Raw genomic sequence first — 16,457 nt, 5'->3', positions numbered from 1 at the left:
ATTTTTGAAAGATGAAAGTTTGCTTGAACGGCGAGTTTTATCCCGCAGAGGCGCCCTTGCTCACCGTGCAAAACCGCAGTTTTAAATGGGGCGATGGATTGTTCGAGACAATGAAGGTTTTTGATGGCAAGCTGTTGTTGGAATCATTGCATTTTGAACGGCTCTTCATTAGCTTAAAACTTTTGCAGATTGAAGCTTCGGAACATTTTACACAGACAACGCTGGTGCAAAATATTCTTGCGCTGTGCGCAGAAAACAATTGTATCGACAGCGCAAGGGCAAGGCTGGCTGTTTATCGCGATGAAAAAAACAAAAGTGGTTACAGCATTGAAGCCGTCCCGCTGGATTCAAAAATCAATCAGTGGACCGGGGAAGGCCAAAGCGTTTGTCTTTATCCGTATGCCCGCAAAAGCATGGATGCGTTTGCCAATGTCAAATCTGCTAGCTATCTGCCTTACGTTTTAGCACAAAAATTTGCCGCGGAAAAAGGAGTTGACGATGCGCTGGTGTTGAACGCAGCCAACTTTCTTTGTGATTCGTCCAGGGCAAATATTTTTTTGATCAAGAACGATACGGTTTATACGCCGGCGCTTCATCAAGGCTGTGTGAACGGAGTGATGCGGCGCGTGGTGATGGAAGAAATAAAAAAGCTTGGTTACCGTTTGCACCACGATGAGGTAAGTGAAGAAGATCTTCTTCGCGCCGGCGAAGTTTTTCTCACCAACGCAATTCAAATCATTCGCTGGGTAAACCGATACAAGCAGGCAACTTACAGTTGCGAAAAAACAAGGAAAATTTTCGACGCTGTTGCCGCACGTATTTTTTCCTGAACAACCGGGAGCAAAATTCATTCAACAAACAAGGGCTTGATTTCTTTTTTTTCTTCGCGTGATAAATAAACTTCGTGCAGTTTTTGAATTGCTTTTTTTCCGCTTTCTCCCAAGTCAGCCGTGTAGTCGTTTACGTACAACGCAATGTGTTTTCGCATTACGTCTTCTTCCATAGCCTGTGCGTGTTCAACAACATAAGGAGAAAGACGTTCACCTTGTGAAAAAGCAAAGGCCACGCTTTTTTTTATCAATTTGTCAATCTTTTTCTGAACGTCAACCGGCAAACTTCTTTTTACAGCAATGCAACCCAGCGGAATGGGAAGGCTTTCGCGCTGTTCCCAAATTTCGCCGAGATCGCAAACTTTGTGCAAGCCTTTCTTTTGATACGTAAAGCGGTTTTCGTGAATGATGACGCCCAAATCAACTTCGCCTTCGCACACGGCATCTTCGATGGAAGAAAAAAGTAGCGGTACTTTATTATTTGCTTGCGGGAAAGCATAGCGAAGCAAAAAATTAGCCGTTGTGTTTTCGCCCGGTATTGCAATGCGGAGAGTTTCAATGTTTCGCACGTCCACATCTCCTCTGGCAATGAGCAAAGGACCAACGCCTTGGCCAAGGGCCGATCCCGCGTTCAATATCGCATAGCTATTTGTGTTGTTGAATAAGGCCGGAAAACTCAGTTTTGTTGCATCAAGTTTGCCTTGGGTGGCCCAGGTGTTTAAGGTTTGCACGTCTTCTAAAACGGGTTCAAATTCCAGCCCTTCGGTGTCTATTTTTTTATTGACAAGCGCATCAAAAATAAAGGTGTCGTTCGGACAAGGAGAGAAGCCAAGTGTAAGTTTCATGCGGTTAAATTTTTAAGGATACGTTGCAGTTCGCGGTTGAGATTAACAATTGCTTTTTGCATGGCCCATTTTGTTTTATCGCGTTCGCCGATAAAATTAGACAAGGAACGAATTTGCAAAAACGGAATTCTTTCCATCAATCCCACGTAATGCAGTGCTGCGCCTTCCATGCTTTCAACTTTTGCGTTGTAGGTCGTGCGGTAATGCTCGATTCTTTCTTTGTTTGTCGAAATTTCGTTTACCGTAACACCGTCAACCAGCGGCAGGCCACAAGCAAAGAGAACCTTGTTATCGTTGGTAAGTTTTCTATTCGTCCAGGGAAGCGTATCGTTGCTCAAAAGGTGTAGATCAAAGAGAGAAAGAAAATTATTTTTTTCCTGCACGCCCAAATCGCCAACAACTTCGCTTTGCACCGCAACGACGTTTCCCAATTCCTGTCCTTCGTCAAGCGTTCCGCCAACACCCGCCTGAATGATTGCATCGGGACGAAGACTGACGATGGCTTTCGTTAACGCATAGGTTGTCGTCATTGCGCCAATGCCGGTTATTAAAGCTTTAATGGAACGATTCTCTTCGAAAGAGAGTTGCTGAATGGTGGCGGCAATCTCCATCTCTGTTGCCGCGCAAAGCAAAATTTTCATGCGGCAAAGTTCGGGCTTGTGCAGGCAACGCAACCTTTACCTTTGTCGTTTGTTTTTATTACCAACGCATGAAGCAAAAAGTAGCCGTCGTTCGCCGCGAACATTTCAACGCCGCTCACCGCCTTTACCGTAAAGACTGGAGCGACGAACAAAACACGCAAACATTTGGCAAGTGCAGCCTGCCGCACTATCACGGTCACAACTACGAACTGGAAATAAAAGTAGTGGGTGAAATAGATGAAGCAACCGGCTTTGTAATGGATTTGGGTGAACTCTCAAACATCGTAAACGAACAGGTACTCGAACGCTTTGATCATAAAAACTTAAATGTGGATGTGGAGGAATTTAAGACGCTGAATCCTACGGCCGAGAATATTGCTGTAGTGATTTATAACCTGCTTCGTCCGCACATTGCCGGAGAAAATGAACTGTTTATTCGTTTGTTTGAAACGCCGCGCAACTACGTGGAATATCCCGCCAAATAAATCTCAAATCGCAAATCTCAAATTGGTATGGCTTACCGCAAAATAGAACAGTACGACGACAACGTAACAAAGCAACTTTCTGAATGCTATAAAACCATCATTGCTTCAACCGGTGAAGATCCGCAACGCGAAGGCTTGTTAAAAACACCTGAACGGGCCGCGAAAGCGTTTCAGTTTGCCACGCAGGGTTATGAGCAGGATGCGGTTGCCATCTTAAACTCGGCGCGGTTTAAAGAAGACATCAGCGAAATGGTGATTGTAAAAGACATTGAGCTTTATTCCATGTGCGAGCATCATCTTCATCCGTTTTATGGCAAGGCGCACGTGGCTTATATTCCAAACGGTTACATTACGGGCTTGAGCAAAATTGCAAGAGTGGTGGACGTTTACGCAAGGCGCTTGCAAGTGCAGGAGCGATTGACGACACAAATTCTTGGCGCCATTAAAGAGAGCTTGAATCCACTCGGCGTTGCCGTTGTTATCGAAGCCAAACACTTGTGCATGATGGTACGCGGCGTACAAAAACAAAATTCCGTTACCACAACCTCTTCGTTTGACGGCGAGTTTCTGAACAATCACATTACCCGCAACGAGTTTCTGAAATTGATCTCGGCCAATTTGGATTAGGAGAATCAACTTCGACCAGTTTCTCTATTGTCGCTTATTTTTGCCGCTTATGAAGAATGCATTTGTATTTCCCGGACAAGGGGCGCAGTTCCCGGGAATGGGAAAAACTTATTACGAAACCAACTCTTTTGCCAAACGCATTTTTGAACAGGCAAACGAACTTCTGGGCTTTCGCATTTCGGACGTTATGTTCAACGGAAGCGAAGAAGATTTAAAACAAACCAAAATCACACAGCCTGCCATTTTTCTGCATTCTATCATTGCCTTCAAAAGTGTGGGCGCCACTCGCCCCGACATGGTGGCCGGGCATTCCCTCGGCGAGTTTTCAGCACTCGTTGCCAACGGTACGTTGAGTTTCGAAAGCGGCCTGCAACTGGTAAGCCTTCGTGCACAAGCCATGCAAAAAGCATGTGAAATGAATCCTTCAACCATGGCAGCCGTCATTGGATTAGCCGATGAAAAAGTAGAAGAAATTTGCGCACAGGTTTCAAAAGAAAGCGGCGAAGTAGTGGTTCCCGCCAACTACAATTGCCCCGGCCAACTTGTGATCAGCGGCAGCATCAAGGGCGTTGAAATTGCCTGCGAGCAATTGCGTGCCGCCGGTGCCAAACGTGCTTTAATTCTGCCCGTTGGCGGTGCTTTTCATTCACCGTTAATGGAACCGGCAAAAAAAGAATTGCAGGAAGCCATTGAAGCCACAACCTTTCACGCACCGGCTTGTCCCGTGTACCAAAACGTCGTAGCGAAAGGAGTTGTGGGCCGCGACGAAATAAAGCAAAACCTCATTGATCAATTGACCGGTGCTGTGCGCTGGACCCAATGCATACAAGCCATGATAAGCGACGGCGCCGATAAATTCACCGAGGCCGGTCCCGGCAAAGTGTTGCAAGGCTTAATCAACAAAATTGACAAGTCGGTACAAACCGAAGGTGTTCAGTAATGAAGGAGCAATGCGCAATTGGCAAAAACAGCTTTTTTTGCAAATTGCTAATTGCCGGTTGCCCGTTGAAAAACAAGCGGCAAAGCTTTTGCATAAGCATCCAAAAAAGATTATGAAAAAGCTTTCAACAGTTTGGCTAAGCGCATTGGCGTTGATGTTCACCTTCTCTTCCTGTGCCGTTGTGGGCGGCATCTTCAAAGCCGGTGTTTGGGTAGGAATTATTATCGTTGTTTTTGTGGTGGTTCTTATACTATGGCTGGTGAATCGCGGACGAGGCTGAGCCAATCGGCAATGAGCAATTTGTAATAAGCAAAAAGGTTCGTCTTGTTTGCTCATTGCCCGTTGCTTATTATTCACCGTTCGTCTCCAGCAAACACACCTTGCCGTCCATGGTGGATGCAATAAGTTTTTTGCCGTTGATAACATTTACTGTGTTCACCATGGCGTTGTCAATTTTATAAGCCCAGTTAATTTTCTGCGTCAAAGGATTGATACAATACACCACGCCGTTACGCGTACCAAAAAACAATTTGCCTTCTTTTTCAACCAGCATCGAAGGCACGTGTTCGTAACCAAAAGCAACGTTCATTTTCCAGGCAACTTGGGGTCGTTCTTTATTTGTGTAGAAAGCCACAACGGTATCCTGCATTGTCTTGCCGTAAACAAATTTGCCGTCCTCAGAAAGGCCAATGCTTTCCCGCACCGTGGCTTCGTTGGTTCGCCACAAGGTTTTGCCGGTAGCCAAATCAATTGCGGATAAAAACCGGTCAGGTGCGACTACGTAAACAATCTCATCTTTTATAACGGGAATACAAGCGGCCGGTGAATAGTTAATGATTGGCGAACCGTTGCTCCACTTCCACAGGAGGCTACCGTTTGTTTTATCAAGCGCATATAAATATCGATCCCATGCGCCGAAAATAATTTCGTTGTTCTGCACAACGGGCTTGCTTACTACAGGGCCGGTTAAGCCTTTGAAGGCCCAAAGTTCTTTGCCTGATATAAGATTAATCGCTTTGAAAGTAGAATCGCTGCCGCCAATGTAAACTACACCGTTTTCTATCAACGGCGAACCAAGAACCGCAGCGGTTGTGTTGCGAGCCCATACCGGTTTTCCGTCGGACTTTACGCAAATAATTTCCCCTGCAGCCGTGCCCAAAACAATTTTAGTTTGTGCTGAATTACCTATTGATGAAACAGCCGGCGAAGAAAAAATTGGTCCGTGTGTTTGCAGCTTCCACCGCGGCTTCCCGGTGTTTAAATCCAATGCTTCAATTAAACCGTTTTGATTTCCGAAAACAACAAGGTCGTTAACAACGGCCGGCGTAGAAATGACGTTTGCACCGGATTGATAAGTCCATTTTGCTTTCACGTTTGAATAGTGCTTGTTGATGGAAAAGTCGGGACGCGAAAAGACCTTGGTTTTATCATATTGATGAAAGGCTACGGCAACCGCGGTCCATTTTTTTTCTGTTTTGCTCAACGGTTTGCGTTCGGTAAACGTAATGCTGTCACTGCGAACGTCCACCAGGTTGTAACCTCCTTCGGCTTCTTTTGCCCGCAGGTTCGAACGTCCCATGACCGATGGGATGTCTTCGGCTTTAACCGTTCGGTTGTTGTGGCCGTGACCACAAAGTGCAAGAACGGTGTTCTTTGTTTTTAAGCGGTCAATGATCTCGTACCAATTGTCTAACTGGTTATCGAGGGGATAATGATTTAAAAAAATAACCGGCTCTTTGCTGTCAATATTTTTCAATGTGCTGTCCAGCCAATTAACCGCGCTGCGCGGTACATGTCCGTCGCTCATGCGCACATAAGGCCCCGAGGCGCAACCGATAAAATGAATGCCGTTGAAAACGAAATGAAATTTATCGGCCCCAAAAGTTCGGTTGAAACTTAGGCCGCCACTTTCGCTCCAGCCTGCGTCGTGGTTGCCGGGAATAATGTAATATGGAATTAGCAAGCTGTCTAAAATCCTTTTTGCCAACGCCAGTTCTGTATTCTTTCCCAGTTCAGTTATATCGCCGGTGACGACTACAAAGGCAACATCTTTCATTGTGTTGATATCAGCAACGGTGCGGTGTAAATCTTCTTCAGCGCCGCCGTTTGGCGAACCGATGTGCGTGTCGGAAATGAAGGCAAAGCGAAAGGGGTTTGTTTGCCCGAAACTTTTTAAAGCAAGCAACAGCGCAAAAAGGAGAATGAATCGTTTCATGGTCAACAAATGTAAAACAAGCAACGAGGGTTTCATGCAGAGAAGGGAAAGAACAAAGCGGCAAAGAATTTTATGTAGCCGGCTTTTGTTTTTCATGGCATCGCCGGTTGCGTCGCACACTTGTACGTTCGGTAATTCTATGCAGCGCCATCAGGCACTTAACCTTGGCAGAAACAAACGAACGGAAGACACGGCTCCTACGGGGCCAAATGATGACGGTTGCTTGCTACAAAGTTGTGTCTTCTGACGGAGGCAAAACAAAGCCGCGCAGCGGACAAGGCGTTGAAGAGTGCGACGCAACGAAATTTCAATGGATATTCTGTCCTCTGGTTCGTAAAAAATAAAGACAAACAAGGAATGTTACTTCAATTCAAACACTCCTTTATGCGTTAGCCGTTTGAAACTTCCCGTCCTTCATTTGCAGCACACGGTCGCTGAGTTGTGCCAATTCCTCGTTGTGAGTGACAATTAAAAAAGTTTGTTGAAACTGCTGGCGCAAATCGAAAAACAACTGATGCAATTCTTTTGCATTAGCGGTATCGAGGTTGCCCGTAGGCTCGTCGGCAAAAACAATGGCGGGACTGTTGATTAAAGCGCGGGCCACGGCAACGCGTTGTTGTTCGCCGCCCGAAAGTTGAGCCGGTTTGTTTTCGAGGCGGTGGCTTAATCCCAAAACATTCAGCAATTTAACGGCGCGGCTTTTTACGTCGGACTTTGCTTTGCCGTTGAGCCAGCCCGGTATGCAAACATTTTCAATGGCGGTAAATTCGGGAAGCAGGTGATGAAACTGAAAAACAAAACCAATGTGTTGGTTTCGGAAAGCCGCCAGAGCGTTTCCGTGCAGCCGCGTAATGTTTTGATTGTGCAGGAAAACTTCACCCGAATCGGGCTTGTCAAGTGTGCCCAAAATGTGCAGCAAAGTGGACTTTCCCGAGCCTGATGGGCCGACGATGCTCACTACTTCGCCCTTGTTAATAGTAACGTCCACGCCCTTTAAAACTTCCACCGTTCCGTAGCGTTTGTAAATGTTTTTGGCTGTCAGCATAGCGCTTCAAAAAGGTCAAATATCCGCAAAAAATCGGGGCGGTTTGGTTCGTATAAACTTCGTTTGGAAAATTGGTGAATAAGGCTACATTTGCGAAAAATTTAAAAACCGTGAGCGGTTTTTGGAACAAAATTTTTACGTCCACTTTACTTAACTCATAAATCGCAGCGCAATGTTTTGGACTCTTGAACTAGCATCCTACCTTGAAGAAGCACCCTGGCCGGCTACCAAAGATGAGCTGATTGACTACTCGATTCGTTCCGGCGCACCCATTGAAGTGATTGAGAATTTGCAGGAATTGGAGGACGAAGGCGAGGTGTACGAGAGCATCGAAGACATCTGGCCCGACTACCCGTCGCAGGAAGACTTCATGTTTAACGAGGATGAGTATTAAACCGATTTTATAGAAAACGAAAGGCTGTCGGTTGACAGCCTTTTTTTATTCAGGGATTTCTTCGTTTGTATTCAGCTACAACATTGTCCAGGTGCTGAACAAATTTCTGCACATCAGGGTCGTAAGGATAACCGTTTGGCGCCAGCTTTTGTTCCTGTCCGTCTAAAAAAATGTAGAAGGGCTGCGCCAGCACACCATAGCGGCTCACCTGCAAGTGCGAAAATTTTTCTCCCAATGTGTTTACGTGTGTGTTCAATTCTTTTGAATCAAATTCTTCGGCTTCGGGAATAAAAACGTTTTGCACGTCGGTATAAAGCGAAGCGATCACAAAGTTTTCCTTGAGCCGTTTTATCACTTCGGGTTGACTCCAAACCTGTGCTTCCATCTTGCGGCAATTGATGCAATTAATTCCTGTGAAATCGAGCATCAGTGGCTTCTTTTCTTTGCGTGCAGCGGCCAGCGCTTCGTCGTAATCAAAAAAAGTTGTGAGGCCGAATTTCTTTACCACTTCGGGTTCGTAAGCACTCATTTCTTTCACATACTTCTCCGGTTTTATTGTTGCTTCATTCGACGCTGATGAGACAACTGTTGCGCTACTGTTTGTTGTATAATCCTGGGTTCCGTAAGGCGGCAAAAAAGCGCTAACGCCTTTCAGTGGCGCACCCCACAGGCCAGGAATCAGGTACACCATAAATGCAAAAGAAGCAATGGCGAAGAACAGTCGTGGAATGCTGACATACGACAAACCGAAATCATTTTTCGGCAATTCGTCATCGTGATGAAGTTTAAGTTTGCCCAAGAGATAAAAGCCAAGCAGCGCAAACAAAACAATCCACAACGAAAGAAAAACTTCACGATCCAACAAACGCCAACCTTGCGCTAAATCGGCATTGGAAAGAAACTTTAAGGCCAGTGCCAATTCTAAAAAACCAAGGGTCACTTTCACTGCGTTCAGCCACCCGCCGGCTCTTCCCAAACCACCGATCCAGCTTGGAAAAAGTGCAAACAAGGTAAAGGGCAAAGCAAGCGCAAGTGAAAAACCAAACATGCCTACAAGCGGACCGAAATAACTTCCTTGTGAAGCCAACACAATAAGGTTTCCAATAATGGGCCCTGTGCACGAAAACGAAACAAGCGCCAACGTTAACGCCATGAAAAAAATGCCCGTAAAACTTTTGGTGCCGGCTTTTGAATCAGCCGCCGTTTGCCAGGAGGAAGGCAATTGAATGTCGAAGGCGCCTAAAAACGAAATGCCAAAAAGAAGAAAAACCAGAAAGAAAAGCAGATTGGCGATCCAGTTGGTGGCGAGTTTGTTTAACGCACCAGGGCCGAAAATCAAGGTGATTAAAAAACCGAGCAAAGTAAAAATGACAACGATGGAAAACGAATAAGAAACCGCGTTGCGAATGCCTTGCTGTCTCGTTTTGCTTCGTTTGGTAAAGAAACCCACCGTTACCGGAATCATCGAGAAAACGCAAGGCGTAATCAAGGCCAGCAAGCCGCCCAAAAACGAAACAAAAAAAATGTAGCCAAGCGAACGCGTTTGCAGGTTGTCGTTACCCTTAACCTCACTCGCAATGTTGTTAGTTGCGGGCTTGCCAACTTTAAAAGAAAAAGGTTCTTCGTAATTATTAAAAGAACCCGCTGCTTTTGTAAAAAACGCAATCGTTCCTTTTACCGTGGCGCTGTCGGTGTTTTTTAAGTGCAGCCTTTGCTGCCATTCAACCGAATCGGCGAAATACGTAACCGGCGTGTTGTTGAAATCGGGTTCGGTTACCTGGTGCGCCGCGCCGTTTTCCCGCAACGAATCTTTTACAACGAAACTTGCTGACGAATCAAATTTAATTTGCGTGTAGATGGGCGCATCGTCCGGCAATTTTTTTACGGATACAAGTTGTATTCCTTTTGGCGCAATGGCTTTTATTTTCAGCAACACATCATTGCCTGCGGCCTCCTGGCTAAAACGAAACTGCACAGGATTTTGTCCCTGTGCAGCCCGAAAAAAAAATACCGTGAGTAAAAGAAAAAGGATGCGGTTAAAACGACTCATCTACATTAATTTAAAGCCACACTGAAGTTAATGGTCTTGGGTGGCAGACATTTCTTATCGTCACAAGTTTGAAAGGTAACATTACCGCCCACATTTGATTTGGCCTTGCCTTTCAATTTTACTTTTTGTACAAAGGTTACCTGCTTGCTGTATTGATTGGCGGAAACGCCCAGCTCTTTATCCGAAAATTTTTCCATCTTGCCGGCCTCTTTCACCTTCCCGTCCATTTCTACCAACGGGTTTTTGTTGAAAGCGAACGATGTGGGTTGAGCTATGGCATCTTTCGGTTGCGATTGCGAGTACAAGTGCCAGCCTTGTTGAATGTTGGCGGTCATTTGTACTTCGTAAATATTTTCGCCAAGCTTTTTGCTCGTAAACGTCCAGTTAACCGGATTAGCGATTTGCGCAGATGCCGCACCTGCAACAACGATAACAGTGATAAAAAGAAACAGTCTTTTCATACAAATTTTTTGCTCCACAAATTTGCGGGATAAAATTTTGCGGTTCTGTTAATTATGAACCGTAGATGCGGTTGCGATGTTAGCCGTTAAAAATAATTTGTTAAAGAGTTTGCGGCCATCGGTATTGCCAAGCGCTGCAGAGCAGGCACGCTCCGGATGGGGCATCATTCCAAACACATTTCTTTCCTTGTTGCAAATGCCCGCAATGTTTCGCACGGAGCCGTTGTGGTTGGCTTCCGGTGTAATGTTTCCGTTTTCATCGCAGTAGTGTAAAAGCACTCGTCCGTTCTCTTCCAGTTCGTTTACTGTTTCTTCATTTGCATAGTAGCGCCCTTCACCGTGTGCGATGGGAATTTTTAAAACATCACCGTCTGCATCTTTTATAAAAATGTTGCGGCAGATAAATTTTTGTTCTTCGTTGCGCAGCAGTGCGCCGGGCAATAGATGGGCTTCACACAAAATTTGAAAGCCGTTGCAAATGCCCAAAACCTTGCCGCCGCGCTTCGCAAATTCAACGACACTTTTCATGATGGGAGAGAAGCGGGCAATGGCGCCGGTGCGCAAATAATCGCCGTAAGAAAAACCGCCGGGAAGAACGATGCAATCATCTAATGTAAACTGCGAAAGGTCTTCGTTCTTGTGCCAAAGCATGATGCATTCTTGCTTTAAATCGTGCACCAGCGCATCGTGCACGTCTCTGTCGCAATTGGAACCGGGGAAAACAACAACGCCAAATTTCATGCACGCAAAGATATTGCAAAGGAATGTGTGAAGCTTGAACGGCTTTCGTTGCGCAACGCGGTATAATTTTTACAGTAGCATAAGTAACTGCGCAAAAAAAAGAATCCAATAAATTAATTTTTTTAATGCAAACGCACAAGCAATTTCAACGAAAATTTTTTTTAAGCAGCGTTGTGCGCAGTGGTAAATTTTACGAGAGATAAAAATTTTTTTTTCGAAATCGTTTTTCTGATATTCGTTCCCCTGTCTTAAAAAAATTTATTTGTACACATCCTGTGAAAAAGTTGTGGAACGCATTCCTAACGATTTAAAAACTGCTAAACTATCCATGGACAAGAGCGCTGAACAAGTTTGGACCCGGTGTCTTTCAATCATCAAGGATATTGTGGAGTGGCAGCATTTTAAAACCTGGTTCGAGCCCATCCAACCAATTGCTTTAAAAGAAAGCATTTTAATCATTCAGGTGCCAAGCCAATTCTTTTACGAGTACCTCGAAGAGCACTACGTAAATCTTTTGGCCAAAACGTTGAAGCGTGAGTTGGGCAAGGAGGCACGCCTCGAATACCGCATTATGGTTGACGGAGGCAACAACTACAACAAGCCCGTCACCGTTGACATGGCCGGGCACAGTTACAAAACTTTTGTGAACAACGAAATGGATTTTCCGCTGGTAATAAACACACCGGTAAAAAATCCGTTTGTTATTCCGGGATTGAAAAAGATGCACATTGATCCGCAACTCAATCCCAATTACACTTTCGAATCTTACATTGAAGGTGACTGCAATCGCGTGGCACGAAGGGCTGGTAAAACTGTTGCCGAAAAGCCGGGCGCCAATTCCTTTAATCCACTGGTTGTTTACGGCGGCGTGGGTTTGGGGAAAACCCATTTAGCACAGGCCATCGGTAACGAGGTAAAACGCTTGTCGCCAAACAGAGTTGTGTTGTACGTAAGTTCTGAAAAATTCATCAACCAGTTTGTTGATCACAGCCGCAACAACGCCATCAACGACTTCATTCATTTTTACCAGTTGATCGATGTGTTGATTATAGATGACGTGCAGTTCTTCAACCGCGCAGAAAAGTCGCAGGATGCGCTGTTCGCCATCTTTAATCATTTGCACCAATCGGGCAAGCAATTAATTCTTACAAGTGACAAGCCGCCAAAAGATTTGGAAGGCGTGCAGGAACGTTTGTTGAGCCGTTTTCGCTGGGGGTTAAGTGCGGACATTTCAATGCCGGATTATGAAACACGCATTGAAATATTAGAACAGAAGATGAAGAACGACGGGCTGGAGATGCCAAAAGAAGTTGTCAAATACATTGCGTACAACATCAACAACAACATTCGCGAGTTGGAAGGCGCATTGATTTCCTTGTTGGCACAATCTTCGCTCAACCGCAAGGAAATTGATTTAGACTTAGCAAAAAAAGTGTTGCGAAACTTTGTAAAAACAGCCAGCAAGGAAATCACCATCGAAACCATTCAAAAGATGGTGTGCGAATATTACGAAGTACCTTACGATAAACTTTTGCAAAAGACCCGCAAACGTGAAATTGTGCAGGCAAGGCAAATCACCATGTACCTCGCCAAGGCCTTCACCAAGAATTCACTCAAAACCATTGGCGAACATTTTGGCGGCAGAGATCATACTACAGTGATTCACTCTTGCCAAACCGTAAAAGATTTGATGGATACCGATACATCCTTCCGCGACAGTGTAATGGAGTTGCAACAAAAAGTGCAGCTCGCGGCCATGTAAACCGAAACCATAAAAAAGTAAAACAAATTCCAGCCGCAACGGTTGGAATTTGTTTTTAAACCGCCGGCTGTTTCCCGTTTTCGCCGGTTGGTTCTTGCCGGTATAATTTGTTTTTGCTTTTTTTATTTTTTTCCGTTCGTCTCCCTATTTTTGCAACCCTTGCAAAAGGAAGTTTCAGCACGACGGTGAGGTGGATGAGTGGCTGAAATCAGTAGTTTGCTAAACTGCCGTACGGGTTAAACTGTACCGCGGGTTCGAATCCCGCCCTCACCGCAGAAAACGAGTTCCATTCGAAAGAAGCCTGTAAGCACAATTGTTTACAGGCTTCTTTGTTTTGAGATGGATTGAAAGACACAAAAGACAATTTCGGCCCAATTGTTAAAGGATGTGTTTAAAACATCGTTGCTAAACTCCGCTTGCGACATCAGCATTATGCAGTTGACTTTTGCATGGGTACAAGACTATTTAACCAAACTTAACCTTGTTGCCCTGTGCTCCTAAGGCTTTATAAATATCTTTCTCCCCAGAAGATAGATGCCGGTGCGGCAAAAAATCCAAAACAGCGGCGTAACGGAAAATATCGCTTGCGTTTATTGACAACTTTCTTTAAAATCAATGACTGTGTTGAAAAAAAATTACGCCGTTGCCGCTGCTTTCTTTGTGGTTGCAATCATAAAAGCCGATGCACAAAAAACAACGGACAACGCACCGGTTACCGTTACGGAAGACGGGACGACCTACACCTTGGCAAACGGGTACATTGCTTTCAAGGTAAACAAACGTACCGGCGACCTTGTCTCGCTGAGAACCACGAATACCGTTACGCCGGGAGTTGAACTTATGGGCTATGTTTCGGGTCATCACGCAGGTTACTGGGAGCAAAGTCCCGCTCTTGCGCCGCGGGAAGTAACCACCATCACCATTGACCCCGCTACCGTAAACGGTGAACGCGGCGAAGTTTCCATCAAAGGTTATTCGGACGGGAAATCTATTCTTGGTCCCAACCCAACGGCCGCAGGACAACAAGGTGGATTGATTGCCGACCTGGAAATCCGCTACACATTGGAAAGAGGAGCAAAGGGACTTTACACGTATGCCATCTTTACGCATCAAGACAGCTATCCGGCCGGTTCGGTGGGAGAGTCCCGTTTTGGTTTTAAATTGAACGGTGCCGTCTTTGATTGGTTGTCGGTAGACAACAAGCGAAATTTCTTGATGCCAACAGGAAAAGATTGGGATTCGGCAATTGACTTGAACATGAAAGAAGCCCGCCGCCTTGTAACCGGTGTTTACAAAGGCCGTGCGGAACACAAGTATGATTATTCGGCCAAGCAATCAACGATACCGGCTTTTGGCTGGTCGTCAACAAAGGAAAAGGTAGGTCTCTACATTATCAATCCTTCGTTCGAATATCTTTCCAGTGGCCCGAACCATTACGAATTAACGGGTCACTTGGATGACGGCGACGGAGGCGATCCAACGCTGTTGAACTATTGGCGCGGCACGCATTACGGCGGAAGTGTGCTCAATTTTGCTGCGAATGAACATTGGACAAAAGTGGTTGGGCCGATGTTCATTTACGTTCCAACCGGCAAATATCCCAACGCACTTTGGACCGATGCGTTGAAACAGGCAAAGGCCGAGCAAGCACGTTGGCCTTATGATTGGGTAAAGGGCGTTGATTATACGCCGGCAACTGAACGATCAACTGTAAGGGGAAGGTTCATGTTGGTTGATCCGCAGGCACCGATGCCAACGTTTACCAACTTGCTTGTCGGTCTTTCTTATCCCGACGAAGCACCACTGCCTTTTACGCCACGTCCCATGCGGGATTCGACAGCATTTAACCGTTCGGAAACGCCACGACAAGAAGTGATTGACACAACTGTACACCGCTTACCCAATGGACAAATTGCCAATCGCGGTACCTATCTGCCTCCACGCCAACAAGGCCAACGAAATTTTGCCTTTCCGCCGCAACCAATCAACTGGCAGAACGATGCCAAGCATTATGAATTTTGGACGGACGGCGCTGCCGATGGAAGCTTTATTCTCAACAACGTTCGTCCCGGCACTTACCAATTGCATGCGGTTGCCGATGGAGTGATGGGAGCTTACGATGCCACAGCAAAAATTACCATCACTCCCGGTCAGAAAATAGATTTAGAAACCATCGAATGGAAGCCGGTGCGTTACGGAAGACAAATCTTTCAAATAGGAACGCCCAACCGTTCGGCAAGTGAATTTTTTAAAGGCGATGATCACTGGCATTGGGGCTTATATATTGATTACGCCAAGTATTTTCCGAACGATGTTACATTCACAGTAGGCAAATCCAACCCGGCAAAGGATTGGTACATTTATCACGTTCCGCACGACACTGTGTTCAGGGCCGACGGCAAAGACTTCGGCCGCGCCACGCCGTGGACCATTAAATTTACGATGCCCGCCGGTATGCCCACGTCCGGCAAAGCCACGCTTCGTTTCGGCATCGCCGGTTCCGGCGCCCGTTCATTGGGAATTACAGTAAACGGAAATGATCTCGGTCTCTTTAACGATATCGGCGGCGGTGGCGCCAGTCCTATCCGCGATGGCATTGAAGGAACCTGGGTGGAAAAAGATTTTTATTTCGACGCATCGCTTTTAAAACAAGGTGAGAATACAATTGTGCTAACGGTGCCTGCCGGTGGTGTTGCGAACGGAATGTGTTATGATGCGATAAGGCTGGAAGTGGCAGCGAATTAATCGGTACAACTTTCTGAATTGCCTTCTCTTTCGTTTTTTAATAAGGGTTGCTGTCAACGGTCATAACTGTCAGTCCTTTGGTGAAAACAGAAAAGAAAATCGTATGTATAAAATAATGCGGTTGCTTTTCCTTATGCCGGCAGTTATCTCTTTAGCAAATTGCACTTCTTGCAGAACATCCGTAAGTTGCGATTGTAGTAAGAAGATTAGCTTTGTTTCATGATAAACGCGAACGAATTACGGATTGGAAATCGCATTCTGTGGAACCCAAAACTCTCCCATCCCGGAACCACACTGCCGCCGACAGAAGTAGAAGTTTCTTTTGTCTCTGCCGACAGGATTGGATACCTGTCGCCGTCAATTGAACACCGCGTAGAACCTTTTGAAGATGACTTGCTGCAGTTGGAAACACCTTACGGGCCTTTGGAAGAATTTGAGCCCGTGCCACTAACACCGGAATTGCTAAACAAAATAAAAAACGCCCCGATTTTTATCACCGACCTTTTTCCCATATCCTTCTCCACTGAAGGCGTGTTCCTGGACCAAATCAGCGGCGGAAGGCAAAAGCTTGAGCACATAAAATATCTTCATCACTTGCAAAATCTCTTCTTTGCTTTTACTGAGAAAGAACTGGAACTGGGTTGATGGAATCGTGTATTTTCTCGGCAAGAGAAAT

16 protein-coding genes and 1 tRNA gene are annotated in these 16,457 nt (G+C 45.6%); 10 read left to right on the top strand and 7 right to left on the bottom strand.

Annotated features, from left to right (window positions below):
• The first annotated feature begins 11 nt into the window (after nt 1-11).
• A complete protein-coding gene (locus FSB75_RS07950) occupies nt 12-830 on the top strand; it encodes an aminotransferase class IV (protein WP_146785258.1) in 819 nt (272 codons plus the stop codon).
• A 17-nt stretch (nt 831-847) separates the two neighbouring features.
• Here FSB75_RS07950 and FSB75_RS07945 read toward each other — a convergent pair whose 3' ends face one another.
• Nucleotides 848-1,675 (bottom strand): 1,4-dihydroxy-6-naphthoate synthase, encoded by an 828-nt coding sequence (locus FSB75_RS07945; protein WP_146785255.1) that lies wholly within the window; start codon nt 1,673-1,675, stop codon nt 848-850.
• Nucleotides 1,672-2,316, bottom strand: a complete 645-nt coding sequence (mqnB, locus tag FSB75_RS07940) for a futalosine hydrolase (protein WP_146785252.1) — start codon at nt 2,314-2,316, stop codon at nt 1,672-1,674. The genes FSB75_RS07945 and mqnB overlap by 4 nt, the downstream gene beginning before the upstream one ends.
• A gap of 68 nt (nt 2,317-2,384) precedes the next feature.
• On the opposite strand from mqnB, the gene FSB75_RS07935 reads away from it, so the two are divergent.
• From FSB75_RS07935 to FSB75_RS07920, 4 genes are all read left to right on the top strand, one after another.
• Complete coding sequence (locus FSB75_RS07935; RefSeq protein ID WP_146785249.1) at nt 2,385-2,801, top strand: 6-pyruvoyl trahydropterin synthase family protein; 417 nt, start codon at nt 2,385-2,387, stop codon at nt 2,799-2,801.
• Between the two features lie 27 nt (nt 2,802-2,828).
• The gene (gene folE / locus FSB75_RS07930; RefSeq protein ID WP_146785246.1) at nt 2,829-3,428 is read left to right on the top strand and encodes a GTP cyclohydrolase I FolE; all 600 of its coding nucleotides are present in this window, start codon (nt 2,829-2,831) and stop codon (nt 3,426-3,428) included.
• A 49-nt stretch (nt 3,429-3,477) separates the two neighbouring features.
• Entirely contained in the window at nt 3,478-4,368 is an 891-nt protein-coding gene (gene fabD / locus FSB75_RS07925; RefSeq protein ID WP_146785243.1) for an ACP S-malonyltransferase, read from the top strand.
• Between the two features lie 112 nt (nt 4,369-4,480).
• Nucleotides 4,481-4,648 (top strand): phosphatidate cytidylyltransferase, encoded by a 168-nt coding sequence (locus tag FSB75_RS07920; RefSeq protein WP_146785240.1) that lies wholly within the window; start codon nt 4,481-4,483, stop codon nt 4,646-4,648.
• Nucleotides 4,649-4,717: 69 nt separating this feature from the next.
• Here the strand turns inward: FSB75_RS07920 and FSB75_RS07915 are convergent, their stop codons facing one another.
• Both FSB75_RS07915 and FSB75_RS07910 read right to left on the bottom strand, forming a co-directional pair.
• Nucleotides 4,718-6,583 carry an outer membrane protein assembly factor BamB family protein gene (locus FSB75_RS07915; protein WP_146785237.1) on the bottom strand — a complete coding sequence of 622 codons (1,866 nt, stop codon included), beginning with the start codon at nt 6,581-6,583 and terminating at the stop codon, nt 4,718-4,720.
• Between the two features lie 382 nt (nt 6,584-6,965).
• The gene (locus FSB75_RS07910) at nt 6,966-7,628 is read right to left on the bottom strand and encodes an ABC transporter ATP-binding protein (protein WP_146785234.1); all 663 of its coding nucleotides are present in this window, start codon (nt 7,626-7,628) and stop codon (nt 6,966-6,968) included.
• 172 nt (nt 7,629-7,800) lie between these two features.
• On the opposite strand from FSB75_RS07910, the gene FSB75_RS07905 reads away from it, so the two are divergent.
• Complete coding sequence (locus FSB75_RS07905) at nt 7,801-8,022, top strand: DUF2795 domain-containing protein (protein WP_121352089.1); 222 nt, start codon at nt 7,801-7,803, stop codon at nt 8,020-8,022.
• A 49-nt stretch (nt 8,023-8,071) separates the two neighbouring features.
• Here FSB75_RS07905 and FSB75_RS07900 read toward each other — a convergent pair whose 3' ends face one another.
• From FSB75_RS07900 to purQ, 3 genes are read right to left on the bottom strand one after another with little or no spacing between them, the layout of a single operon-like run.
• A complete protein-coding gene (locus FSB75_RS07900) occupies nt 8,072-10,072 on the bottom strand; it encodes a protein-disulfide reductase DsbD family protein (protein WP_146785230.1) in 2,001 nt (666 codons plus the stop codon).
• 5 nt (nt 10,073-10,077) lie between these two features.
• Nucleotides 10,078-10,533, bottom strand: coding sequence for a protein-disulfide reductase DsbD domain-containing protein (locus FSB75_RS07895; protein WP_146785227.1), 456 nt, complete (start codon nt 10,531-10,533; stop codon nt 10,078-10,080).
• A 48-nt stretch (nt 10,534-10,581) separates the two neighbouring features.
• Nucleotides 10,582-11,274, bottom strand: a complete 693-nt coding sequence (gene purQ, locus FSB75_RS07890) for a phosphoribosylformylglycinamidine synthase subunit PurQ (RefSeq protein WP_146785224.1) — start codon at nt 11,272-11,274, stop codon at nt 10,582-10,584.
• Nucleotides 11,275-11,602: 328 nt separating this feature from the next.
• Here purQ and dnaA point away from each other — a divergent pair, with 328 nt between their 5' ends.
• From dnaA to FSB75_RS07870, 4 genes are all read left to right on the top strand, one after another.
• A complete protein-coding gene (gene dnaA, locus FSB75_RS07885; protein WP_146785221.1) occupies nt 11,603-13,036 on the top strand; it encodes a chromosomal replication initiator protein DnaA in 1,434 nt (477 codons plus the stop codon).
• A gap of 184 nt (nt 13,037-13,220) precedes the next feature.
• Nucleotides 13,221-13,309: transfer RNA gene (locus FSB75_RS07880), tRNA-Ser, on the top strand.
• A gap of 348 nt (nt 13,310-13,657) precedes the next feature.
• Nucleotides 13,658-15,781, top strand: a complete 2,124-nt coding sequence (locus FSB75_RS07875; RefSeq protein ID WP_227990841.1) for a polysaccharide lyase family protein — start codon at nt 13,658-13,660, stop codon at nt 15,779-15,781.
• Between the two features lie 219 nt (nt 15,782-16,000).
• Complete coding sequence (locus FSB75_RS07870) at nt 16,001-16,426, top strand: hypothetical protein (protein ID WP_146785215.1); 426 nt, start codon at nt 16,001-16,003, stop codon at nt 16,424-16,426.
• The last annotated feature ends 31 nt before the right edge of the window (nt 16,427-16,457 follow it).

The organism is Flavisolibacter ginsenosidimutans (genome assembly GCF_007970805.1).
Classification (GTDB): domain Bacteria; phylum Bacteroidota; class Bacteroidia; order Chitinophagales; family Chitinophagaceae; genus Flavisolibacter; species Flavisolibacter ginsenosidimutans.
Note: the sequence above shows the minus strand (reverse complement) of the source record. Positions and strands in the feature narration are given on the sequence as shown.

Bases quoted from the DNA above. Each gene is read 5' to 3' on its own strand.
- FSB75_RS07900 (WP_146785230.1), bottom strand. From the start codon at position 10,072: ATGAGTCGTTTTAACCGCATCCTTTTTCTTTTACTCACGGTATTTTTT.
- FSB75_RS07935 (WP_146785249.1), top strand. From the start codon at position 2,385: ATGAAGCAAAAAGTAGCCGTCGTTCGCCGCGAACATTTCAACGCCGCT.
- FSB75_RS07910 (WP_146785234.1), bottom strand. From the start codon at position 7,628: ATGCTGACAGCCAAAAACATTTACAAACGCTACGGAACGGTGGAAGTT.
- folE (WP_146785246.1), top strand. From the start codon at position 2,829: ATGGCTTACCGCAAAATAGAACAGTACGACGACAACGTAACAAAGCAA.
- FSB75_RS07870 (WP_146785215.1), top strand. From the start codon at position 16,001: ATGATAAACGCGAACGAATTACGGATTGGAAATCGCATTCTGTGGAAC.
- FSB75_RS07915 (WP_146785237.1), bottom strand. From the start codon at position 6,583: ATGAAACGATTCATTCTCCTTTTTGCGCTGTTGCTTGCTTTAAAAAGT.
- FSB75_RS07950 (WP_146785258.1), top strand. From the start codon at position 12: ATGAAAGTTTGCTTGAACGGCGAGTTTTATCCCGCAGAGGCGCCCTTG.
- mqnB (WP_146785252.1), bottom strand. From the start codon at position 2,316: ATGAAAATTTTGCTTTGCGCGGCAACAGAGATGGAGATTGCCGCCACC.
- FSB75_RS07895 (WP_146785227.1), bottom strand. From the start codon at position 10,533: ATGAAAAGACTGTTTCTTTTTATCACTGTTATCGTTGTTGCAGGTGCG.
- fabD (WP_146785243.1), top strand. From the start codon at position 3,478: ATGAAGAATGCATTTGTATTTCCCGGACAAGGGGCGCAGTTCCCGGGA.
- FSB75_RS07905 (WP_121352089.1), top strand. From the start codon at position 7,801: ATGTTTTGGACTCTTGAACTAGCATCCTACCTTGAAGAAGCACCCTGG.
- purQ (WP_146785224.1), bottom strand. From the start codon at position 11,274: ATGAAATTTGGCGTTGTTGTTTTCCCCGGTTCCAATTGCGACAGAGAC.
- dnaA (WP_146785221.1), top strand. From the start codon at position 11,603: ATGGACAAGAGCGCTGAACAAGTTTGGACCCGGTGTCTTTCAATCATC.
- FSB75_RS07920 (WP_146785240.1), top strand. From the start codon at position 4,481: ATGAAAAAGCTTTCAACAGTTTGGCTAAGCGCATTGGCGTTGATGTTC.
- FSB75_RS07945 (WP_146785255.1), bottom strand. From the start codon at position 1,675: ATGAAACTTACACTTGGCTTCTCTCCTTGTCCGAACGACACCTTTATT.